At 63.3% G+C, this 20,139-nt stretch carries 23 protein-coding genes and 1 pseudogene; 13 read left to right on the top strand and 11 right to left on the bottom strand.

Features of this window, described 5'->3' with window-relative positions; genetic code table 11:
- Window positions 1-47: 47 nt before the first annotated feature.
- Window positions 48-680, bottom strand: coding sequence for a LysE family translocator (locus AC1D10_RS02915; protein WP_477268829.1), 633 nt, complete (start codon window positions 678-680; stop codon window positions 48-50).
- A gap of 136 nt (window positions 681-816) precedes the next feature.
- On the opposite strand from AC1D10_RS02915, the gene AC1D10_RS02920 reads away from it, so the two are divergent.
- Entirely contained in the window at window positions 817-1,239 is a 423-nt protein-coding gene (locus AC1D10_RS02920) for a metallopeptidase family protein (protein ID WP_111544069.1), read from the top strand.
- 21 nt (window positions 1,240-1,260) lie between these two features.
- Here the strand turns inward: AC1D10_RS02920 and AC1D10_RS02925 are convergent, their stop codons facing one another.
- Window positions 1,261-1,890, bottom strand: a complete 630-nt coding sequence (locus AC1D10_RS02925; RefSeq protein WP_477268830.1) for a TetR/AcrR family transcriptional regulator — start codon at window positions 1,888-1,890, stop codon at window positions 1,261-1,263.
- A 164-nt stretch (window positions 1,891-2,054) separates the two neighbouring features.
- Between AC1D10_RS02925 and AC1D10_RS02930 the strand changes: the two genes are divergently transcribed.
- Window positions 2,055-2,780 (top strand): hypothetical protein, encoded by a 726-nt coding sequence (locus AC1D10_RS02930; protein ID WP_477268831.1) that lies wholly within the window; start codon window positions 2,055-2,057, stop codon window positions 2,778-2,780.
- On the opposite strand, the gene AC1D10_RS02935 is transcribed toward AC1D10_RS02930, so the two are convergent.
- Window positions 2,725-2,931: a DUF1737 domain-containing protein gene (locus tag AC1D10_RS02935; RefSeq protein ID WP_023763029.1), complete on the bottom strand. Its 207-nt coding sequence runs from the start codon at window positions 2,929-2,931 to the stop codon at window positions 2,725-2,727. The genes AC1D10_RS02930 and AC1D10_RS02935 overlap by 56 nt on opposite strands.
- Before the next feature lie 49 nt (window positions 2,932-2,980).
- Complete coding sequence (locus AC1D10_RS02940) at window positions 2,981-3,871, bottom strand: HpcH/HpaI aldolase/citrate lyase family protein (RefSeq protein WP_477268832.1); 891 nt, start codon at window positions 3,869-3,871, stop codon at window positions 2,981-2,983.
- A 293-nt stretch (window positions 3,872-4,164) separates the two neighbouring features.
- On the opposite strand from AC1D10_RS02940, the gene AC1D10_RS02945 reads away from it, so the two are divergent.
- Genes AC1D10_RS02945 through AC1D10_RS02960 form a run of 4 tightly spaced genes read left to right on the top strand, consistent with a single transcriptional unit; the run spans window position 4,165 to window position 9,197 of the window.
- A complete protein-coding gene (locus tag AC1D10_RS02945; protein ID WP_477268833.1) occupies window positions 4,165-5,703 on the top strand; it encodes a DUF4153 domain-containing protein in 1,539 nt (512 codons plus the stop codon).
- Between the two features lie 3 nt (window positions 5,704-5,706).
- Complete coding sequence (locus AC1D10_RS02950; RefSeq protein WP_477268834.1) at window positions 5,707-6,399, top strand: response regulator; 693 nt, start codon at window positions 5,707-5,709, stop codon at window positions 6,397-6,399.
- Window positions 6,390-7,991, top strand: a complete 1,602-nt coding sequence (locus tag AC1D10_RS02955; RefSeq protein ID WP_477268835.1) for an ATP-binding protein — start codon at window positions 6,390-6,392, stop codon at window positions 7,989-7,991. Before AC1D10_RS02950 ends, AC1D10_RS02955 begins: the two co-directional genes overlap by 10 nt.
- A gap of 39 nt (window positions 7,992-8,030) precedes the next feature.
- On the top strand, window positions 8,031-9,197 hold the full coding sequence (locus AC1D10_RS02960) for an NAD(P)/FAD-dependent oxidoreductase (RefSeq protein WP_477268836.1): 1,167 nt from the start codon (window positions 8,031-8,033) through the stop codon (window positions 9,195-9,197).
- A 13-nt stretch (window positions 9,198-9,210) separates the two neighbouring features.
- Here AC1D10_RS02960 and AC1D10_RS02965 read toward each other — a convergent pair whose 3' ends face one another.
- The 4 genes and pseudogenes from AC1D10_RS02965 to AC1D10_RS02980 form a co-directional block, all read right to left on the bottom strand.
- On the bottom strand, window positions 9,211-9,702 hold the full coding sequence (locus AC1D10_RS02965) for an SRPBCC family protein (protein ID WP_477268837.1): 492 nt from the start codon (window positions 9,700-9,702) through the stop codon (window positions 9,211-9,213).
- A 40-nt stretch (window positions 9,703-9,742) separates the two neighbouring features.
- Complete coding sequence (locus AC1D10_RS02970; protein ID WP_477268838.1) at window positions 9,743-10,189, bottom strand: SRPBCC family protein; 447 nt, start codon at window positions 10,187-10,189, stop codon at window positions 9,743-9,745.
- On the bottom strand, window positions 10,189-10,500 hold the full coding sequence (locus tag AC1D10_RS02975) for an ArsR/SmtB family transcription factor (RefSeq protein WP_477269820.1): 312 nt from the start codon (window positions 10,498-10,500) through the stop codon (window positions 10,189-10,191). Before AC1D10_RS02975 ends, AC1D10_RS02970 begins: the two co-directional genes overlap by 1 nt.
- Window positions 10,501-10,594: 94 nt before the next feature.
- A pseudogene (locus AC1D10_RS02980) lies at window positions 10,595-11,020 on the bottom strand (GNAT family N-acetyltransferase).
- Between the two features lie 153 nt (window positions 11,021-11,173).
- On the opposite strand from AC1D10_RS02980, the gene leuD reads away from it, so the two are divergent.
- The 7 genes from leuD (at window position 11,174) to AC1D10_RS03015 (ending at window position 16,285) form a co-directional block, all read left to right on the top strand.
- Window positions 11,174-11,779, top strand: coding sequence for a 3-isopropylmalate dehydratase small subunit (gene leuD, locus AC1D10_RS02985; RefSeq protein ID WP_184872662.1), 606 nt, complete (start codon window positions 11,174-11,176; stop codon window positions 11,777-11,779).
- A 113-nt stretch (window positions 11,780-11,892) separates the two neighbouring features.
- Window positions 11,893-12,822, top strand: a complete 930-nt coding sequence (locus AC1D10_RS02990) for a hypothetical protein (protein WP_477268839.1) — start codon at window positions 11,893-11,895, stop codon at window positions 12,820-12,822.
- A 42-nt stretch (window positions 12,823-12,864) separates the two neighbouring features.
- Complete coding sequence (locus AC1D10_RS02995) at window positions 12,865-13,722, top strand: hypothetical protein (protein WP_477268840.1); 858 nt, start codon at window positions 12,865-12,867, stop codon at window positions 13,720-13,722.
- Between the two features lie 138 nt (window positions 13,723-13,860).
- On the top strand, window positions 13,861-14,244 hold the full coding sequence (locus AC1D10_RS03000; RefSeq protein WP_477268841.1) for a RidA family protein: 384 nt from the start codon (window positions 13,861-13,863) through the stop codon (window positions 14,242-14,244).
- A gap of 14 nt (window positions 14,245-14,258) precedes the next feature.
- Window positions 14,259-14,609, top strand: a complete 351-nt coding sequence (locus AC1D10_RS03005) for a VOC family protein (RefSeq protein ID WP_477268842.1) — start codon at window positions 14,259-14,261, stop codon at window positions 14,607-14,609.
- Between the two features lie 85 nt (window positions 14,610-14,694).
- Window positions 14,695-15,798 carry a 3-isopropylmalate dehydrogenase gene (leuB, locus tag AC1D10_RS03010; RefSeq protein ID WP_477268843.1) on the top strand — a complete coding sequence of 368 codons (1,104 nt, stop codon included), beginning with the start codon at window positions 14,695-14,697 and terminating at the stop codon, window positions 15,796-15,798.
- A gap of 4 nt (window positions 15,799-15,802) precedes the next feature.
- Window positions 15,803-16,285 (top strand): N-acetyltransferase family protein, encoded by a 483-nt coding sequence (locus tag AC1D10_RS03015; protein WP_477268844.1) that lies wholly within the window; start codon window positions 15,803-15,805, stop codon window positions 16,283-16,285.
- Here the strand turns inward: AC1D10_RS03015 and AC1D10_RS03020 are convergent.
- From AC1D10_RS03020 to AC1D10_RS03030, 3 genes are all read right to left on the bottom strand, one after another.
- Window positions 16,275-16,946, bottom strand: coding sequence for a DUF805 domain-containing protein (locus tag AC1D10_RS03020; RefSeq protein ID WP_477268845.1), 672 nt, complete (start codon window positions 16,944-16,946; stop codon window positions 16,275-16,277). The genes AC1D10_RS03015 and AC1D10_RS03020 overlap by 11 nt on opposite strands.
- Before the next feature lie 67 nt (window positions 16,947-17,013).
- Window positions 17,014-17,730: a DUF805 domain-containing protein gene (locus AC1D10_RS03025; protein WP_477268846.1), complete on the bottom strand. Its 717-nt coding sequence runs from the start codon at window positions 17,728-17,730 to the stop codon at window positions 17,014-17,016.
- A gap of 106 nt (window positions 17,731-17,836) precedes the next feature.
- A complete protein-coding gene (locus AC1D10_RS03030; protein ID WP_477268847.1) occupies window positions 17,837-19,717 on the bottom strand; it encodes a DEAD/DEAH box helicase in 1,881 nt (626 codons plus the stop codon).
- Window positions 19,718-20,139: the final 422 nt, after the last annotated feature.

The following is a 20,139-nucleotide window of genomic DNA, read 5'->3' on the forward strand; positions in this document are numbered from 1 at the left end:
GAGTCAAGCAGAGTCATGGGGAATTTATTCCTCTACAGTCGTTTGATCTAGCGCTGGCCGCCCAAGGCCAGTCGTGCCGCAAGCCCTGCAAAGACGGTTCCCAGCAGAATCTGCGGCGCCCGCCGAAACCGCGTGCGCCTCGACAAGGCCGCACCGATCCGGCTTGCGGTCAGGATGACCACGCCATTGACCACCAGCCCGATCAGGTTGAGCACGGTCGCCAGCACCAGGATCTGTGCCGCCACCGAACCGGCCTGCGGCTGCACGAACTGCGGGAAAAGCGCCAGCACGAACAGCGCCATCTTCGGGTTGAGCAGATTGGTCAACAATCCCTGCCGGAAGATGCGGCCTTGCGAGTAGCGCGGCAGGCCAGTGACCGGTGCAAGCGCTGTTCCATCGGAGCGGAACGCCTTCCAGGCGAGATAGGCGAGGTAGGCCGCTCCGGCATAGCGGACGATGTCGTAAGCGATGGGCGCGGCAAGGAACAGTTGCGACAGGCCGAAGGCGGCGGCCAGCGCATGGCAATAGGTGCCGGTGGCGATGCCGGCATAGGTCGCAAGGCCCGAGGCGCGCCCCTGGCTGGCGCTGCGGGATGCGATCAACAGCATGTCCGGCCCCGGCGTCGCGGTCAGAGCGAGGCAAGCAATGGCGAAAAGTCCAATGATGGAAAGGTCCGGCATGAGAACTCCTGTTACATGGCCGGAACTGACCCCTACGCGATTCCTCCGCGGCGGCAAAGCACCCGAAGCCGGAATTGCCGGCATCATTTGCCGATTCCGGTGCGAAAGCCTATATGCCGGGATCAAAGGACAAAGCATGGCCCGCATCTACAAGACCCGCACCTGGCACGACGAACTCTCGCCTTCGATGGAGGAGATGGAGTTCCTGGCGCTGGAGGCTTACGCGCATCTGCCGGAGGATTTTCGCAAGCTGACCGGCGAGATCGTCATCCAGATCGCCGAATTCCCGACCGACGAAATCATGGACGACCTGTCGCTGGAAACGCCGTTCGACCTGCTCGGCCTGTTCGAGGGACGCGGCATTGCCGAACGCTGGAATCCGCAGACCGGCGAAGGTCCGAACCGCATCACGCTCTACCGCCGCGCCATCCTCGACTACTGGTCCGAGAACGAGGAGACGCTGGGCGACATCGTCACCCACGTGCTGATCCACGAGATCGGCCACCATTTCGGTCTCTCGGATGACGATATGGAGAAGATCGAAGAGGCGGCCGAGTAAACTAATTCCTACGTCGCGCCATCATTTCCCAATGAGTGTCACGAAATGCTTTAATACGTTCTGCGCAGTCTGCTCTTCAGTATGTCCGGCCACTGCCCATTGCGCAAAGTGCCCATCAATGTACATGCGTGCGAGCCCGTAGACGAGCGCCCTCGCGGCAATCTGGGTCTCTGTTATGTCGTCTGATCGGAGCATGTTTCGTCGCTGCGCTTCTGCCATCGACCCTTCCATTAGCGAACGTACCGCTTCGTTATCGCGACGCAGCGACTCCGAACTATCCCAATCAATAAGACTGCGTGTCGAGATGATCTGGAAATGGGTGGGGTTTCGAATTGCCCAGCGCAAATAGGCGATTCCAACAGCGGCAAACCGCTCAATCGGGTCGTCCGTCGCAACGTTCTCGACTGCATTCGTAATCTCCGAGCGGAATCGGCTCATTGCCTGCTCTGCGACAGCCGTCATCAATGCGGTCTTGTTGCTGAAGTGGCGGAATGGCGCGCCGGGGGAAACGCCGGCACGCTTCGCGGCTTCGCGCACGCTCACATTGTCGGGGCCACCTTCCTCGATTAGTTGAACCGCGGCATCGATCAGCGTGTCGCGCAAATTGCCATGGTGGTAGCTGGAGCGGCCAGGCGTCTTGGCTTTTGCCATCTCATTCCCTTCGTTCCGTTGACTTCACGCGTCGTAGCATGATTTCTCGATTTATGTAATCATTGTTTACATCTCTGAGGAGACCATGTAAGCGGTGATTACAGATGGGATCGGAACAGGCCTGCGGTCTTCGCGGCTCCCGAATTCCCGATGAGGAGACGAACATGCTTGCCAGAACCGCCGAACCCCGCCGTCCGCAATCGGTCATTTCGCTTCAGAGTCCAGCCGAAGAACCTCAGCACGAGGAGAATTTCGCGATTGTTCAGTCGAGCGCGGCTGTGCCCAGCGTCACGCTTTATCGGCTTGCCTCCGTCGCAGGGATGGGAAGCGCGCTTATTCTTCTGGTCAACGCGGCTAAACGCAGCTCGCTCATCGCGACCACCGATCTGACGCAACTTCTCGCACCAGTCGCCGAGATATTGGCGCTTGGTCTTGTCATAGGCTTGTTTCTTGCGTTTGGCCGGCGCGCGGGCTTGTTCGGCACTATCGCGTTTGTCATCAACTTCGTTGCATTGGCAAGCTTGGTAGGCGTGGAAGTGGTGATCAATCTCATATTTTCGAAACTTCCGCTGACGACCATCATCGACCTGCGAGCCGGGCCGCTCGGATTGGCTCTGGTCGTCAGTTCGGTTCTTTTTCTGCTTGGAACGCTCGCGTTTGTAATCGCTCTTGCCGTTGGAAGAGGCGTGCCGCGCATTCCTCTCGCCCTCTATTTCATTGGCGCGGCGCCTATCGCGCTCCGTGCGTTCGTGCCGGAGTGGGCTCTTGACCTGGGCTTGGTAACGCTTGCGGCAGCGATCGCCTGGCTGGCGGGGTGGTTGTGGATGCGAGCGCCTACCAGTCGCTCAGCTTGGTGTCCGGCCCGTATTCCTGACCGTCGATATCCTTGACCACGGCCTGGCCGCAGCACATCGTCTTGGCCTTCTTGTCGTAGGCATAGGTCGGCGAGCCGAACAGGTGCCAGCCCTTGTTCAAGGCTGCCGTTACCTTGTGGCAGAAGCTGGCATCGTCCGGGCCAGTCAGAAAGCGGTAGAGTTTCATGTCTCAAGTCCTGTCGTGAGTACCTTAGCCGGCAAGCATGGGCATGATATCATGCGCCGATGGCGGCCGCCTTCGCCAGCAGTTTTTCAGCTTGCGCAAGGTGCAGCCGCTCGACCATTTTTCCATTCAGCGCGATCACACCCTTGCCGGCATTTTCCGGAAGCGCAAAGGCATCTCTTACCAGACGCGCCTCGGCCACCGCCTGCCGGGACGGCGCAAAGGCGCGGTTCGCCGCTTCGATCTGGGCCGGATGGATGAGGCTCTTGCCGTCGAACCCCATCGCGGCCGCTTCCGCGCATTCATGGGCGAAAGCGTCGAGGTCGCGGAAATCATTGAAGACGCCGTCGAGCATGTCGAGGCCGCCAGCGCGCGCGGCCAGCACCATCTGCATCAGCCACGGCACCAGATAGCGCCGGTCGGGCGTCGCCAACACGCCGGTGTCGTTGAGCAGATCATTCGTTCCGGCAACGAAACAAGCCAATCGCGAAGCCGGGTCGCGGCCAAGCTCGGCGATGGCGCCGATGTTGAGCATGGCCTTGGGCGTCTCGATCATCGCCCACAATTTGACGCTGTCGGGAGCAAAATTGTCGTCGAGCACATCGCCGGCTTCGAGCAGGTCACGCGGCGTGTCGACCTTGGGCAGCAGGATGCCGTCGGGCTCGCAGCCCGCAGCGGCCAGCAGGTCGTCGGCGCCCCATTCGCTGGCCAGCACATTGATGCGCACCACCATCTCGCAGCGGCGGCCAAGGTGGTTGGCAACCGGGCGGTTGGCGAGAATGCCGGCCAGTTTTTCACGTGTCGCAATCTTGTCGGCCGGAGCGACTGCGTCCTCCAGGTCGATGATGACGGTGTCGCAGGCAAGCTGCGCGATCTTGGCCAGCGCCTTGTCGTTGGAGGCCGGGACGTAAAGCACCGAACGGCGCGGGTGATAGGTTTCCATGAGTGATCTATGCCGTCTGCGGGTGGTCGAGGCAAGTCATCTCCAACCCTGCACGAAAACTGCACACGCTTGCGGAAAACCTCCTCGGATCCGCCCCGCCGTCTCCCTGCCAGCCTGCGAGACAGGCGCATGCAAAAGCGATCAAAACCCCGTTGGTCCCTTCCTTACCGGCTGCGCAGCGAAGGCTGGTGGCTGGTCGATCCACCACGGGCGAATTCGGTGGCAACCCTCATCCCTTTCGCCCGCAAATGCCCGCCGATCATCCGGCTGGAAGTCATCCGGAGAGCCAGGTCATGACAGCGCTCGTTACCGCCGCACCCAGCTATTGCGCCCGCTTTGGTGTTGCCGTGCTGCTGGCAGCACTGGCGGATTTTCTCTTCTACGGCCAGCCCGCCGGCATCTCGATTTTCCTGTTCGCCATCCTGATTGCCGCCGCGGTCGTGGCCGTGCATCCCGCTGCCTTCAGCGACGGCCGGCTGTGGATCAAGCCCGCCGCGCTGCTTGTCGCGCTGCTGCCGCTTGCCGAAAACGTCAGCGCCTTGTCGGTGTCGATCGCGCTTGCGGCCATGATCGTCTTCGCGCTTTCGCTCAGCGGGCGGCTGCGGCACCGGATCGCCCGCATCGCCGGCCAGATCGCGCTGTTCGGGCTGGCGGCGCCGTTCCGGTTCATCGGTGATTTCATCCGCTGGCGCAAGACGGCGCGCCGGTTCGGCCGCCGCCGCGTCCGGTTGGCGGCGATCGCCGTCTGGGTGATGCCGCTGACCCTGGGCGCGGTCTTCCTGGCGCTGTTCGGCGCCGCCAATCCGGTCATCGACTACTGGCTGTCGCTGATCGACCTTCTGAAGCTGCTCGATCTCATCCAGCTCACGCGGATTGTCTTCTGGCTGTTCGTGCTGGTCTGTGTCTGGGCCTTTCTGCGGCCACGCCTGCCGCGCCTGGTTCGTCGCATCCCGCGCGCGGCACCGGCGGTGGTCAGCACTCAAGCAGAGAAAACCACCACCATCGAGGACATCCTCTTCGGCAAAGCCGCCATCCTGCGCGCGCTTGTTATCTTCAACATGCTGTTTGCACTGCAGACCGGGCTCGACGCCGCCTATCTGTGGGGCGGGGCAGCACTTCCCGACGGGCTGAGCTATGCCGCCTATGCGCATCGCGGCGCCTATCCCTTGATCGTCACCGCGCTGCTTGCCGCCGGCTTTGTGCTGGCGGCGCTGCGGCCGGGCAGTGCGACATCGGCCGATCCGCTCATCCGCCGGCTGGTCTATGCCTGGGTGGCGCAGAACATCATGCTGGTCATCTCGTCGATCCTGCGGCTCGACCTCTATATCGGCATCTATGCGCTGACCTACTGGCGGGTCGCCGCTTTCGTCTGGATGGGGCTGGTGGCGGCCGGCCTTGCCCTGATCATCGCGCGCATCGCGCTTGGAAAATCCAATGAATGGCTGCTGTCCGCCAATCTTCTGACGTTATCTCTGACGCTTTATGCCGGCTGTTTCATCAATTTTGCAGCAACGATCGCCAACTACAATGTCGACCATTCCCTCGAAATGACCGGCCAGGGCATTTCCCTCGACGCCTGGTATGTACGCTCGCTCGGCCCGGGCGCGTTTCCGGCGCTCGATCGCTTCCTCGATCATCAGAGCCGGACGGCTGCCGCCGGCGCTGTCCGCGAACTTGTGGAGCTGCGCGGCAGCGATGAAGGGTGGTATCGCACCCTCCAGCAGAACTGGCGGGCCTGGAGCTTTCGCGACCGGCGTTTGCTTGCCTATCTCGACACGAGGGGGCCTGTCGTGGTTCCTGACGCCAGCAAATCTTTCGGGCCGGGCCGCTGATCCATGCCGCATCACATCCTCGTCGCCGACGATGATCCGCATATCCGCGAGGTGATCTGCTTTGCGCTGGAAAAGGCCGGCATGAAGACGGCTGCCGTTTCCGATGGCGCCGCCGCTCTGCGGGCAATCGAACGGCGCACACCTGACCTGGTCGTGCTCGACATTGGCATGCCGGAGATGGACGGGCTGGAGGTCTGCCGGCGGCTGCGTCACACGTCCGATGTGCCGGTGCTGTTCCTGTCCGCGCGAGATGAAGAAATCGATCGGGTGCTGGGTTTGGAAATGGGCGGCGACGACTATGTGACAAAACCGTTCAGCCCGCGCGAACTGGTCGCCCGCGTCAACGTCATCCTGCGGCGCGCCCGCCCGGCGCCGGCCGAACCGGCCGACGACAGGCAATTCGCGCAGGGCAAGCTCGCCTTGGCGCCGGCCAGCCATAGCGCCAGCTTCGACGGCAAGCCGCTTGCGCTGACGGGCATAGAGTTCTCGATCCTGAAGGGGTTTTTGGCGCGGCCGACGCATGTGCTCGACCGCGACGCGGTGATGGCAAACGCCTATGCGGCGAACATCCACGTCGCCGACCGCACCGTCGACAGCCATATCCGCAACATCCGCGCCAAGCTGGCGGCGGCGGGTTGCCTGGATGCCATCGAGACCGTGCATGGCGTCGGCTTCCGGCTCGGCCGATGCGGCTGACGGCCTCTCGCAAATGGATCGGCCGCAAATGGCGGCCTCGCCTCGCCACGGTTGTCGTCGCCATCCTGATCCTGGTGATGGCGCTGCCGCTGGTCGGCCTGTTCTTCTTCCGGCTTTACGAGAACCAGCTGATCCGCCAGACCGAGGCGGAGCTGATCGCGCAAGGTGCTGCCATTGCCGCCATCTATGCGCAGGATGTGCGTGACGCCGGCATTGCCGCCGACAAGCTCGGCGCACCGATGCCCGAGGCACACAAGGATGCGAGCCGCAGCGTCAATCCGGATCCTTTGTACAGGCCGATCGAACCCCGCCTCGATCTCGCCTCGGACTACGTTCTCCCGACCCGGCCGGCGGCACAAACCGCGACCATCGATCCCGCCTTCGCGGCGATCGGCGCGCGCCTGTCGGGCATTCTCGATGCGACGCAGAAAACCACGCTGGCCGGCTTCCGGCTGCTCGACCCCAGGGGCGTCGTCATTGCCGGGCGCAACGAGGTCGGGCAGTCGCTTGGCGGGGTCGAAGAGGTGCGGGAGGCGCTCGTCGGCCGCTATGCCAGCGCCCTCAGGCTGCGCATCCCCGACCAGCCGGCGCCGCCGCTCTATTCGGTCAGCCGCGGCACCAAGGTGCGTGTCTTCGTCGCCCTGCCGGTGGCCGTCGACGGCCAGGTCGCCGGCGTGGTCTATGTGTCACGGACGCCCAACAACATCGTCAAGCATCTCTATGGCGAGCGCGGCAAGGTGACCCTGGCGGCAATCGCCATCCTTGGCGGCACGCTGCTCATCGGCCTGGTCTTCCTGCGCACCGTCAGCCGGCCGATCTATGCGCTGATCGACCGCACAGAGCGTATCGCTGCCGGCGATCGTGCGGCGATCCGGCCGCTCGACCACCATGGCACTTACGAAATGGCGGAGCTGTCTGCCGCCTTCCTCGACATGGCCGAAAAGCTGCAGGCGCGCTCGGACAGCATCCAGACCTTTGCCACCCATGTCTCGCACGAGCTCAAATCGCCGCTGACGGCGATCCAGGGCGCGGCCGAGCTGCTGCGCGATTCCGGTTCAGCGATGGACGAGACGGAGCGGCGGCGCTTCTCCAACAATATCGTCACCGATGCGGGGCGGCTCAACCTGCTGGTGCGCCGGCTGCTCGACCTGGCGCGGGCCGAAAATCTCGCGCCGAGCGGCGAGAGCACCTCGCTTGGCGCCGCACTGGCACTGCTGCCCGCCGATATCAGGCTGGCGGTTCGCGTCGAGGCCGGCGGCGAGATCGGCCTGCGCATCTCGGCCGAGAACGCGGCAATCGTGCTTGCCAATCTCATCGACAATTCCGCCAGGCACGGCGCAACGCTGGTTTCGATTGCCGCCGCGAGCGCAAGCGGCAAGGCGACGGTGCTGGTCAGCGACGACGGCGCCGGCATTTCGCCGAGCAATCGGGGCCGCATCTTCGAGCCGTTCTTCACCACGCGGCGTGATTCCGGCGGCACCGGCATGGGCCTCGGCATCGTGCTGGCCCTCCTGAAAGCGCATGATGGTATGATCCGGCTGGTTGACTCCGAACGCGGCACGCGCTTCGAGATTGTTTTGCCGGTCGCGTGATTTTCTATCAGCGGCTCGAACCGGAAAGGGCATAAAAGCGTGCGCTACGACATCGTCATCATCGGCGGGGCCATCGTCGGGTCCTCGATCGCCTATTATATGCGCGAGGAAGGGTTTTCGGGCTCGATCGCGCTGATCGAGCGCGATCCGCAATTCGCGCACGCGGCAACGACACTGTCCTGCGCCTCCATTCGCCAGCAGTTCTCCATCCCCGAAAACATCCGCCTGTCGCAGTTTACGCTAAAACTGTTCCGGCGGTTGACGGAAGAGTTCGGCACCGATGCCGATATCGGCTTTCGCGAGGGCGGCTATCTCATCCTCGCCGGCGAAAACGGCTTGCCGATCCTGAAAGCCAATCACGAGGCACAGATGGCCGAGGGCGCCGACATCGTGCTCGAGGATGCGGATACCCTGGTGCGCCGCTTCCCGTGGCTGTCGGCCGAAGGCATCACCGCTGGCGCCTATGGCCGAACTGGTGAGGGCTGGTTCGATGCGCACGCGATGCTGATGCTGTTCCGCAAGGCACTGCGCAGCAAGAAGATCGATTTCATCACCGCCGATGTCACCGGCATCGAGCGGCAGGGCGACCGCGTCACCAGCGTCAGCCTCGACAATGGCGAGACGCTCGAAGCCGGTACCGTCATCAACGCCGCCGGGCCGAATGCCGGCAAGGTGGCAGCGATGGCCGGGCTGGTGCTGCCGGTCGAGCCGCGCAAGCGCAACGTCTTCGTCTTCGAGGCGCGCGAGAAATATGCCGACATGCCGCTGCTGGTCGACCCTTCGGGCATCTATGTGCGGCCGGAAGGCTCGGTCTACATCACCGGTGGCGCCGAGCCGGAAGAGGGCGACGGTCCCGCTGACCCCGCCGATTTCGAGCCCGACTGGCCGCTGTTCGAAGAGGTCATCTGGCCAGTGCTGGCGACCCGCATCCCGGCCTTCGAGGCGATCAAGCCGACGCGCGCCTGGGCCGGCCATTACGACTACAACACGCTCGACCAGAACGCGGTGATCGGCCCGCACCCGCAAGTCGGCAATTTCCTGTTCGCCAACGGTTTTTCCGGCCACGGCCTGCAGCAGGCGCCGGCGGTCGGCAAGGCGCTGGCCGAGCTGATCGTGCATGGCGGCTACCGCACGGTGGACTGCTCGGCGTTCGGCTATGGCCGGGTTGCGGAGGGGCGGGCGTTTAGGGAATTGAATGTGATTTGAGAGAGACGCGCGGCTAAGCCGCCGCCCGTCTACCCGCCCCGAAATAAGCCTGCAGCCGGCTTAGCACCCGTCCCCAGCCTTCGGCATGTTCAGCCGCCGCTTGCTCCAGCCCGGCAAAGCCGCCATGGCAGATGGTGAGGCGCGTGCCGGTGGCGATCGGCTCAAGCAGCCAGGCGACCGTGGTTTGCCGCCGGCCAAGCGTCGGATGGTCCCAGGCATAGGCTCGCGTCTGCACGATCCGGCGCGGCGCTTCGATCTCGAGGAATTCGCCGCCGGCCGGCAAGTCCCTGCCGTCGGCCGTGCGGACGACAACCGTCCAGCGGCCGCCGACGCGAAGGTCGGCCGACCAGTCGGCCATGCTGTAGGTGTCGGCGGAACCCCACCATTGCTCGATTTCTCTCGTGACCAGCGCGCGGAAGATGCGTTCCACAGGCGCTTCGATCTCGGCTGACGCCATGATCGTCTCGCCATTCGTCATGCTCTGTACCTTGAGGACGTGCATCATCGGTGCCTCTCCGTTTTGTTTCGGTATCGAAACGAGCCTTTCACCCTTTTGATGGCGGACGCTCGAAACCCTTGCCGGTCTCGAGTAGGCTCTTGAGGCTCGCCAGCACCAGCGGCCAGCCCTTGGTGACATTCGGGATCAGCCGGTGCGGGCCGTCGGCCTCGTGGGTGACGGCAAGCTTCATCAACTCGCCATCCTGTTCGATGGCGAAGGTGCAGCGCGTGTAGCCATCTTCCTTGACCTCCGGCATCCATTCATTGCGCCATTTGATGACCAGGCGTCGCGGCGCGTCGATTTCGAGGATCTCGCCGCTGTCGGCGACGCTGCCGTCGGGGAAGATGAGTTTCCAGCTGGAGCCGACCTTCCACTCGCTCTCCTGATAGGAGCAGAGGAAGAACTGCCGGTTGAACTCCGGATCGGTCAGCGCCTCCCAGAGTTTTTCGGGCGTGGTGCGGATGTAGGTCACGTAAACGAAGCTGTTGCTCATCAGTCTTCCCTTTCGAGGCGTTTCTTCAGGTCACTCAATGCATCCAGCCGATGGCGCTCGAACTTGCCGATCCAGCGTTCGGCGATCTCGTTGATCGGAACCGGGTTGAGGTAATGTTCCTTCTCGCGCCCCTTGCGGATGGTGGTGACGAGGTTGGCCTCCTCCAGGATCGCCAAATGCTTGGTCACCGCCTGGCGCGTCATGTCCATCACACCGCACAGCGCGTTCAGCGTCTGCCCGTTCCTGGCATGGAGGCTGTCCAGCAATTGCCGGCGTGTCGGGTCGGCCAAGGCGCGAAAGACTGCATCCATGCTCATGGCTTTAATATGCAACCATTTGGTTGCATGTCAAGGCACAGTTTCCACGCCGTTTGACGGCTGGATGCGGGCACATGGGAAAAAAATATCAGCCCTTGCGGGAGAACCAGAAGGCGTCAGGCATGCGCTTCATGCCGATCCGCTCGTAAAAGCCGACGGCGTCGGGCATCGAGATCAGGCTGATGGCGACGGATGGCCCGAGCTGCCGCCGCGCCTCGTCCATCAGGCCCTTGCCGATGCCGAGCCCCTACGCCGATTGGGAGACGGCGAGCTCCGAGATGTAGCAGACCCAGGAAAAGTCGGTGAGGGCCCTGATAAAGCCGATCAGCGGCTTGCCCTCCACGTCGAGACGCGCGGTCAGCACCAGATTGGCACTCGAAAGCATCTCCTGCAGGCGGGCGCCGTCATCGACGGGGCGTGTCTCGCCGAGGCCGGATTCCACCAGCACACGGCGGAATTCGGCGAGGTCGAGCGCGGGCTCGCGTGCATAGAGGACATGGGAGTTTTCTGCCATGACCGCCAGACTGCACCATCGACCGGCGAAATCGAAGTCGTTTCGCGCGGCTGGCTTGGGCGCCATGCACAAACAGTTGCCTTTTATTTGCCTGCGGCTTTGTGTAAACGGTGCGTCAGCAATCCCCCCGCAACGAAAACACGGGCAAAAGCCATGGAAAAATTCACCAAGCTCACCGGCGTCGCCGCTCCGATGCCGATCGTCAATGTCGACACCGACATGATCATCCCCAAGGATTATCTCAAGACGATCAAGCGCACCGGGCTCGGCACCGGCCTGTTCGCCGAAATGCGCTACAATGACGACGGTTCGGAAAATCCGGATTTCGTGCTCAACAAGCCGGCCTACCGCAAGGCGCAGATCCTGGTCGCCGGCGACAATTTCGGCTGCGGTTCGAGCCGCGAGCATGCGCCGTGGGCGCTGCTCGATTTCGGCATTCGCTGCGTCATCTCGACCTCGTTCGCCGACATCTTCTACAACAACTGCTTCAAGAACGGCGTGCTGCCGATCACCGTCAGTCCCGAGGATCTCGAAAAGTTGATGGATGACGCCTCGCGCGGCTCGAACGCCACCCTGTCGATCGACCTCGAGGCCAAGGAAATCCGCGGCCCCGATGGCGGCGTGGTCGCGTTCGATCTCGACGACTTCAAGCGGCACTGCATGCTCAACGGGCTCGACGATATCGGCCTGACCATGGAGAAGGCCGGCGCCATCGCATCGTTCGAGAAGAAGAACGCCGAACAGCGCCCTTGGGCCTGAAACACATAGCCTGACCAGCTTTTCGCCCCGCGCGCCTTTTCCTGCGCTGCGGTGCGGACTGATGTTTCGTTTCCATGATGACCGGCTATGATCTCGGGAAACGGAGGATCATCATGACTCGCTCGCTTCTTGCCGGCGCCTGTGGGCTGGCGTTTTTTCTGCTGACGGCGGCTGTGGGTCAGGCCCAGACGCAGACGCCCGCGGCACAGCTGGCGCCGTCGGCCGAGAAGCCCGCCGCCGATCAGGGTACGGGCGCCGCCGATGCTTCCGACGATGACAAGCAGGCGCCTGTGCCGTTCGAGGGCGGCCAGCTGACCATCACCCAGCCGGAACAGGACGGTGAGAAAGTGCTTGCCTATGATGGCCAGCAGCTGGCCACCAATTACGACGTATTCTTCGATAGAATAGTCGAGGTCGGCGGCGTCAAGGTGGCGCTGTTCGATGTCGGCGATGGCGGCAACCAATGCGGCCCGGCCACCGTGATCGTCTGGAAGCCGGAAGGCGGCACCATCCAGAGCACGACGGTCGAACAGGACGAGTGCGGCGCGCCGCCGTCGGCGGTGTCCGACAACGCCATCTATTTCGTGCCCTATCTGTTGCCGGGTGATGAGAAGCCGGCTTTGCAATGGTCGCCGACCGAGGGGCTGACGACTGCCGGCAATCTGTCCTACATGCCGGAACCCGGCACGGACTGGAAAGACATCAATCCGGAAAAGTACCAGAACATCATCGACGCCTTCCACAACGAGGCCGTCTACAAGGAAGCGCAAAAGCTGCTCGGCAAGGACATGCCCGACATGGCGACCAGCCTGCTGGTCGGCGGCGGCACGGAAAAGACCGCCTCAGGCGCCTTCTACGCCAGCGGCTGCGTGCCGCATGACTGCGGCGGCAATGACGGCTTCATGGCGGTCGACCCAGCCAACCACAAGCTCTATTTCGCCCGCCGCGGCGACAAGCCCGAGCCCGACGCCTGGCCGGCGGTGGCGACGTGGCCGGCGGATGTGAAGGAGGCGCTGGACAAGGCGCTGGGGTCGGCGAACTGATTGCATCTCTTGCGCGCGTGTCTGCCGCTTTGGAGGAATGTGATGGTGCGGACACTTCTCTCGGGTACCTGCGGGCTGGCTGTTGTGCTGATATTGGTCGCGAGTGCGTTTTCGCAAACGCAGGCGCTGGGCGTTGCCGACGAGCCGACGTCGGTTCCGTTCGAAGGCGGTCAGCTGACCATCACCCAGCAGAAGCAATACGGAGAAAAATTACTGGCCTTCGACGGCAAGGAGTTGGCCCGCAACTATGTGGTCGACATCGACAAGATCGTCGACCTTGGGAATGTCAAGGTGGCGCTTGTCAACGTCTTCGACGGCGGCAATCTGTGCAGCCCGGCCAAGGTGATTGTATGGAAGCCGAAAGGCGGCATGATCCGGAGCACGACGGTAGATCAGAACCGATGCGGCGCGCCAGAGGCCGCGATATCCGATGGTGTGATCTATTTCGTGCCTTACCTGCTGCCGGGGGCTTCGAGCGCTCTGCTGCGATGGTCACCGGTCGAGGGGCTCGTCACCTTGGGCAATGTAACCTACACGCCTGAACCCGGCACAGGGTGGAAAGATATCGATTCATCCAAGATCGATATGATTGAAATTTTCCGTAACGAAGGGGTCTACAGGGAGGCCGAAAGTCTGCTCGGCAAGAAAATTACCGAGATAGCGACCCACATGATTGTCAGCGATGGCATCAAAAAGACGGGGTCAGGAGTCTTCTTTGCCAGCGGCTGTGCACCGCACAATTGCGGGGTCGATACGTTCATGGCGGTCGATCCAACCAATCAAAAGCTATTTTTTGCCCAAATGAGCGGCGAGCCAAAGCCGGACGCGTGGCCTGCGGTAGAGACTTGGCCGGTTGATGTGGCGGAAGCCATGGACAGGGCGCTGGGGTGGGCGAATTAGGCCTTTGCACGGCATGCCTATCGCGCCGTCATTACCCTCGGCTTGACCCAGCGTCGGGACAACAGTCAACTCTGCGTGGCCTATGGTCGGAAAGTCTCCTTCCTTTCAAAATGGGCGCCACATCCTGTGAGGAGATCCATGCGAAAACTCATCTCCACCGGCTCGCCGTTCGAAAAGACAGCCGGCTATTCGCGCGCGGTGGTGCAGGGCGACTGGTGTTTCGTGTCGGGGACGACCGGCTACGACTATACGACAATGACGATGCCGGCCACGGTCGAGGCGCAGGCGCGCAATTGCCTGGCGACCATCCGCAAGGCGTTGCAGGATGGCGGCTTCGAGATTGCCGACGTGGTGCGGGCGCATTACTACATCACCGATGCCGCTTTCGTGGATATCGTCTTCCCGATCCTGGGCGAGACGTTCGGTGACGTCAGGCCGGCTGCGACGATGATCGTCTGCCAGCTCAACAAGCCGGAAATGAAGATCGAGATCGAAGTGACGGCGCTGCGGCGCACGGCATGAAAGGCGGGCAGACGATGAAAGTCCGGCGGATCGTTGCCAACATCGAGACATCAGACATCGCGGCGGCGAAGTCCTTCTACCAGGAGGTGCTCGCCCTCGACGTGCTCATGGACCATGGCTGGATCGCGACCTTCGGCTCGCAAGCAAAAATGGACGTCCAGATCAGCTTTGCCGTCGAGGGCGGCTCCGGCTCGCCGGTGCCGGATCTCTCGATCGAGGTCGACGATGTCGATGCGGCGCTCGATGCGATGAAGACCGCCGGCTTCGCCATCGAATACGGCCCGGCCGACGAGCCCTGGGGCGTGCGGCGCTTCTATGTCCGCGATCCGTTCGGCAGGCTGGTCAACATTCTCTCGCATCGGTGATTGCGGTTGTGACCTGCAGGCTTGCGCGCCGGTCGCTTGGCGTTTAGCAAGGCCGCGGTTCAAATTCTTTCCGGGACGGTTCTCCATGGCAACGAAGCATCTTTTCCTGCTCGCCGGTGACGGCATCGGTCCAGAGGCGATGGCCGAGGTCAAGAAGCTGATCGCCGCCATGAACGACAAGCTCGGCAGCGGTTTTACCACCGAGGACGGCCTGGTCGGCGGCTGCGCCTATGACGCGCATGGCGCGGCGATTTCCGATGCCGACATGGCGAAGGCTATGGCCGCGGATGCGGTGCTTTTCGGCGCCGTCGGCGGCCCGAAATGGGATGCCGTGCCTTACGAGGTGCGCCCGGAAGCCGGCTTGCTGCGCCTGCGCAAGGACATGGAGCTGTTCGCCAATCTGCGCCCCGCCATCTGCTATCCGGCACTCGCCGCGTCCTCCTCGCTCAAGCAGGAGGTGGTCGAGGGCCTCGACATCCTGATCGTGCGCGAATTGACCGGCGGCGTCTATTTCGGCGAGCCGAAGCAGATCATCGATCTCGGCAATGGCCAGAAGCGCGGCATCGACACCCAGGTCTACGACACGTTCGAGATCGAGCGCATTTCGGGTGTCGCGTTCGAACTGGCGCGCACGCGCAAGAACCACGTCACCTCGATGGAAAAGCGCAACGTCATGAAGTCGGGCGTGCTGTGGAACGAGGTCGTCACCCAGACCCACAAGGCGCGCTATTCAGACGTCAAGCTCGACCACATGCTGGCCGACGCCGGCGGTATGCAGCTGGTGCGCTGGCCGAAGCAGTTCGACGTCATCGTCACCGACAATCTGTTCGGCGACATGCTGTCCGACATCGCCGCCATGCTGACCGGCTCGATCGGCATGCTGCCGTCGGCCTCGCTCGGTGCGCCGGATGTGAAGACCAAGAAGCGCAAGGCGCTGTACGAGCCGGTGCACGGCTCGGCGCCGGATATTGCCGGCAAGGGCATCGCCAACCCGATCGCCATGATCGCCTCCTTCGCCATGTGCTTGCGCTATTCCTTCGGCATGGTTGATGAAGCCGACCGTGTCGAGGCCGCGATCGCCGCCGTGCTCGACGAAGGCCTGCGGACAAAGGACATCCTGTCCGAGGGCATGACCGAGGTCGGCACCGTTCAGATGGGCGACGCGATCATCGCCAAGTTCCTCGGCTGATACCGTGGCAGTCGACGTCCGCTGGGCGACGACCGGGGACGCGACGGCGCTCGCCGATATGCTGTGCGAGATGGCTGTTCACTACCGGCAGCCGCCTCTTGCTGCCGACCGCGCCTTGTCCGCGGCGCGGAAATGGCTCGGCGAGGAAAGCCCGGCCTATCCGCATTTCGCGCTGGCCTTCGTCGAGGGTGAGGTCAGCGGCTTGGCCTCGGTGGCGATCGCGCATCCCGGCATCGATCTCGAGCGATTGCTGTTCCTCAAGGACCTGTTCGTGCGGGACGGTGCCCGTAACGCCGGCGTCGGCCGGGCGCTGATCGGCTTTCTCGCCGGCCACTGCATGCGCGAAGGCATCGGCCGCATCGACCTGACCACTGAGGACTGGAACGAGGGCGCGCTGCGTTTCTATGACCGGCTTGGCGTCGAGCGCCACGGCCAGAAGGTCTTTCTCAGGCTTTCAGGCGAAGCGCTGAAGGCGGCTAGATTTTGACGCCCGCCGGCACTGGCCCCCAGGGATTGTCGCCCACCTGAGACGGTATGAATCCGAAGACCAGCAACGCAACGCTGCCAATGGGTGGAATGAAGCAGAGCAGGGCAAACCAGCCGCTCTGACCGGCGTCATGCACACGCCGCACGACGAGCGCAATCGATGGCAGGATCAATCCCGAAAAGAAAGCCAGGACGGGTATGAACCCTATGACCCCCATCGGCGTTCTGTCCGCGTTGGTTTCGAAGCCGTTGATCGCCAGGTCAACAAGTATCCCGAAGCCGAAAAGCGCGAACATCCCGAGAATATAGAACAGCCAAAAAGCCCAGAATTCCCTGCGGCGGGCGCGTCCGTTGAAATTGCTATAATCCGCAATCACCGCGCGCCAGAAGTAAGCCCACAGCCCTGTAGAGTAGGCGGCCCGGCTTCGGGCAGAACGTCCTGGCTGCCGTGGCCGAGCGGTGCTTGACGACGGCGCGGTTGAGGCCACGGCGACTATGTTGTGCGCCGTACCGTCGCCCGGTTCGAACTCGACAAGAGCGCCCCTGACGAGGGCCACGTCCTGGCGCAGATCGCTACGAGCGAAGATATACCGCTTGGCGTCGTTTCCGTTGATGTAGCCGAAGTCCTGGTCTTGGTCGTAGTGGAACACCGTGCCGCGCATGCGCCGCCCCTCTCACATTGCGTCGTACAAATACTACTCAGGATTGCCGATGATTGCAATATACACGTTAGGGTAAAAGCCTGACGCCCGCCGGTACCGGTCCCCACTTGTTTTCCCTGGCCTGCGTCGGAATCAGCGCGCAGACCAGGATGATCAGGCTGCCGATGGTCGGAATGAGGATCACCAGGCAGAGCCAGCCCGTCACGCCAATATCGTGCAGCCGGCGCACGATCATGCCGAGGCTGGGCAGGAACGTCGCCAAAATGAAGGTGCCGCAAAGCCCAACCGTTACCGCTGCCGACACATCGCTGTCGAAATCGCCCATATCCATATCGGTGAACAGGCCGATGCCGCCAATGATCAGCAGGCAAACCGTCCAAAAAAGGCAGTAGCCCCAATATTCCTTGCGCCGGGCGCGGCCGGCGAAGTTGAAGTAGTTCCGCGTCACGCCGCGCCAGAAATAGCCCCACAAATCGGTGGGTTCGGCAGGCTCGGAGGAACGGCCGAAATGCTGTGCCTGGGATGCAGCGGCGGCAGCTTTACTGCCGGGTTGGGGCTGTGCGGCGCTCGTGCCGGCGTCGAGGGCCGGGGCTGCGGTCTGAGCGGCGATCGAAAAGACGTCTCGCGCTTGCCCGCCGCCCGGCTGGAACTCGACGGCCGTGCCCTTGGGCATGGCGGTTTTCCGGCGCAGGCTCTCGCGGGTGAAGGTGTAGCGGTTGCCGTCGGCTCCGGTGATGAAGCCGAAGCCCTGATCCTCGTCATAGTGAAGCACTTCGCCGCGCATTTGCCACCCCCTCTCGCCACGTCCCGGCCAAGATGTGGCACAGGGCCGAGCCCATCGGCAAGGCCGTGGCTGCCGTCACTGCGGCGGATGAAGCAGCTTCCGGATCCTACGAGGGCCGCTTCTTCGCCTTCTTGTGCTTCGGCGCGCCGGTGTTTTCGAACTTCGGCTTGCCCGGCTTCTTGGCCCAGGGCTTTGCCGCGAAGGCGCCGGCGGGGCGCTGATCTGCCGATGCGGGCGCCGGCGCACGCTTCTCGAATTTGCGCTTCGGTGCGTTGGGGTCGAACGGCGCCTTGCCGCGATGCGGTTTCTTGTCAGGGCTTGGCGGCTGATAGCCGGCCCGCGACAGATCGGGCGTGCCGTCCAACCGCTTCACCACGATGTTGTTCTGCAATTTGCGATCGGGACCGATCGCCGCCAGGAAGCGGTCGGCCCAATCGGCAGCGATCTGCACGAAGGTCTCTTCCGGCTGCATCTTGATGGCGCCGATCTCGCGCTTGCTGATGCTGCCGGCGCGGCACAGCATCGGGATCAGCCAGCGCGGCTCGGCATTCTGCCGGCGTCCGATCGACAGCGAGAACCAGACGCTGACGCCGAAATCCTCGCGGCGGCTGGGCGCCTCGTCCCGGCGCGCGAAGTTTTCGCCCGCCAGTTTTTCACGCGATGGCGTGAACGGCGCGATCTCCATGAGATCCTCAGGTGCAGAGCGGCTGGCGCGGCACTGGCGCACGAAAGCGGCGGCGACCTGTTCGGCGCCATGCCGGGCGAGAAGCGCGTCGATGAAACCGCGCTCGTCGTCCTTCACAGGCTCGCCGAAAGCCGGATCGGCAAGGATGCGCTCGTCGTCGCGCTGGATAACGTCGTCGGCCGAAGGCGGGCTGGCCCATGTCGCCTTGAGACCGGCATTCTGCAGCAGCCGCTCGGTGCGCTTGCGGGCACTGTTGGGTACGATCAGCGCGCTGACGCCCTTGCGCCCGGCGCGGCCGGTTCGGCCGCTGCGATGCAGCAGCGTCTCCGGGTTGGTCGGCAGGTCGGCGTGGATCACCAGCTCGAGATTGGGCAGGTCGATGCCGCGCGCCGCGACGTCGGTGGCGATGCAGACCTTGGCACGGCCGTCGCGCATCGCCTGCAGCGCATGGCTGCGCTCGTTCTGGCTGAGTTCGCCCGACAGCGCCACGACGGAAAAGTTGCGGTTGTTGAAGCGCGCGGTCAGATGGTTGACGGCGGCACGCGTGTTGCAGAACACCAGTGCGTTCTTCGCCTCATAAAAACGCAGCACGTTGATGATGGCGTTCTCGCGGTCGGCCTGGGCAACGCTCAGCGCCCGGTATTCGATGTCGAGATGCTGCTTTTCCTCGCCGGCGGCCGAAATGCGCACGGCATTGCGCTGGTAGCCCTGGGCGAGCGTCGCGATCGAGCGCGGCACGGTGGCCGAGAACATCAGCGTGCGGCGCTCGGCCGGCGCGGCGTCGAGGATGAATTCGAGGTCTTCGCGAAAGCCGAGATCGAGCATCTCGTCGGCTTCGTCGAGCACGACGGCCTTGAGCGCCGACATGTCGAGCGAGTGCCGCGTGATGTGATCGCGCAGGCGGCCGGGCGTGCCGACGACAATATGGGCTCCGCGCTCCAGCACACGCCGCTCGCTGCGCATGTCCATGCCGCCGACGCAGGACGCCACCGTGGCGCCGGTCAGCTCGTAGAGCCATTCCAGCTCGCGCGTCACCTGCAAGGCCAGCTCGCGCGTCGGCGCCACCGCCAGCGCCAGCGGCGCCGAAGCATGGGCAAAGCGCTCCGCGCCGCCCAGCAGGGTTGGCGCCAAGGCGAGGCCGAAGGCCACGGTCTTGCCGGAGCCGGTCTGTGCCGACACCAGCGCATCCGCCTCACCGAGCTCGGGAGCCAGAACCGCCTTCTGCACCGGCGTCAGTTCGGAATAGCCGCGTTTTTCCAGCGCCCTGGCAAGCGCTGGAACAATAGCTTCGAAGTTGGACATCTTACTCTTTCGGAATTCGGATTCTTGTATGCCCGGCAATGGGTCATCCGTCGGCGAGCGCCATCTGACAGCGCCACGAGCCGAACGATCTTGCCGTTCGTACTTCGCGCAGCCGCTATTGTACAGGGCACGCGGGAAAGCGGGCGGCTGGCAGTGATTGACTCTTGACGCAAACCGCGTAAAAGCCGGCACCGAACAGGACAGTTTTCGATGCGCGGCCTTTTGATGGCGGTTCTTGCATTCGATTTCCCTGGCCACAATGCAAATCATTGGGCCGGGCGCGTCGGCGCGTCTCCTCGTTCCAGCAAAACCATGTTCTTGGCCAAAACTGGCAAAACGACCACCAAAACGGTCTGATTCCCTTGGCCTAACCACCCTCTCCCGGGTCCGGCCCGGGGGTTGAAACCCGCATCGGCCGGCGG

Source organism: Mesorhizobium sp. P2_A8, from assembly GCF_056404935.1.

Bases quoted from the DNA above. Each gene is read 5' to 3' on its own strand.
- AC1D10_RS02915 (WP_477268829.1), bottom strand. From the start codon at position 680: ATGCCGGACCTTTCCATCATTGGACTTTTCGCCATTGCTTGCCTCGCT.
- AC1D10_RS02920 (WP_111544069.1), top strand. From the start codon at position 817: ATGGCCCGCATCTACAAGACCCGCACCTGGCACGACGAACTCTCGCCT.
- AC1D10_RS02925 (WP_477268830.1), bottom strand. From the start codon at position 1,890: ATGGCAAAAGCCAAGACGCCTGGCCGCTCCAGCTACCACCATGGCAAT.
- AC1D10_RS02930 (WP_477268831.1), top strand. From the start codon at position 2,055: ATGCTTGCCAGAACCGCCGAACCCCGCCGTCCGCAATCGGTCATTTCG.
- AC1D10_RS02935 (WP_023763029.1), bottom strand. From the start codon at position 2,931: ATGAAACTCTACCGCTTTCTGACTGGCCCGGACGATGCCAGCTTCTGC.
- AC1D10_RS02940 (WP_477268832.1), bottom strand. From the start codon at position 3,871: ATGGAAACCTATCACCCGCGCCGTTCGGTGCTTTACGTCCCGGCCTCC.
- AC1D10_RS02945 (WP_477268833.1), top strand. From the start codon at position 4,165: ATGACAGCGCTCGTTACCGCCGCACCCAGCTATTGCGCCCGCTTTGGT.
- AC1D10_RS02950 (WP_477268834.1), top strand. From the start codon at position 5,707: ATGCCGCATCACATCCTCGTCGCCGACGATGATCCGCATATCCGCGAG.
- AC1D10_RS02955 (WP_477268835.1), top strand. From the start codon at position 6,390: ATGCGGCTGACGGCCTCTCGCAAATGGATCGGCCGCAAATGGCGGCCT.
- AC1D10_RS02965 (WP_477268837.1), bottom strand. From the start codon at position 9,702: ATGATGCACGTCCTCAAGGTACAGAGCATGACGAATGGCGAGACGATC.
- AC1D10_RS02970 (WP_477268838.1), bottom strand. From the start codon at position 10,189: ATGAGCAACAGCTTCGTTTACGTGACCTACATCCGCACCACGCCCGAA.
- AC1D10_RS02975 (WP_477269820.1), bottom strand. From the start codon at position 10,500: ATGGATGCAGTCTTTCGCGCCTTGGCCGACCCGACACGCCGGCAATTG.
- leuD (WP_184872662.1), top strand. From the start codon at position 11,174: ATGGAAAAATTCACCAAGCTCACCGGCGTCGCCGCTCCGATGCCGATC.
- AC1D10_RS02990 (WP_477268839.1), top strand. From the start codon at position 11,893: ATGACTCGCTCGCTTCTTGCCGGCGCCTGTGGGCTGGCGTTTTTTCTG.
- AC1D10_RS02995 (WP_477268840.1), top strand. From the start codon at position 12,865: ATGGTGCGGACACTTCTCTCGGGTACCTGCGGGCTGGCTGTTGTGCTG.
- AC1D10_RS03000 (WP_477268841.1), top strand. From the start codon at position 13,861: ATGCGAAAACTCATCTCCACCGGCTCGCCGTTCGAAAAGACAGCCGGC.
- AC1D10_RS03005 (WP_477268842.1), top strand. From the start codon at position 14,259: ATGAAAGTCCGGCGGATCGTTGCCAACATCGAGACATCAGACATCGCG.
- leuB (WP_477268843.1), top strand. From the start codon at position 14,695: ATGGCAACGAAGCATCTTTTCCTGCTCGCCGGTGACGGCATCGGTCCA.
- AC1D10_RS03020 (WP_477268845.1), bottom strand. From the start codon at position 16,946: ATGCGCGGCACGGTGTTCCACTACGACCAAGACCAGGACTTCGGCTAC.
- AC1D10_RS03025 (WP_477268846.1), bottom strand. From the start codon at position 17,730: ATGCGCGGCGAAGTGCTTCACTATGACGAGGATCAGGGCTTCGGCTTC.
- AC1D10_RS03030 (WP_477268847.1), bottom strand. From the start codon at position 19,717: ATGTCCAACTTCGAAGCTATTGTTCCAGCGCTTGCCAGGGCGCTGGAA.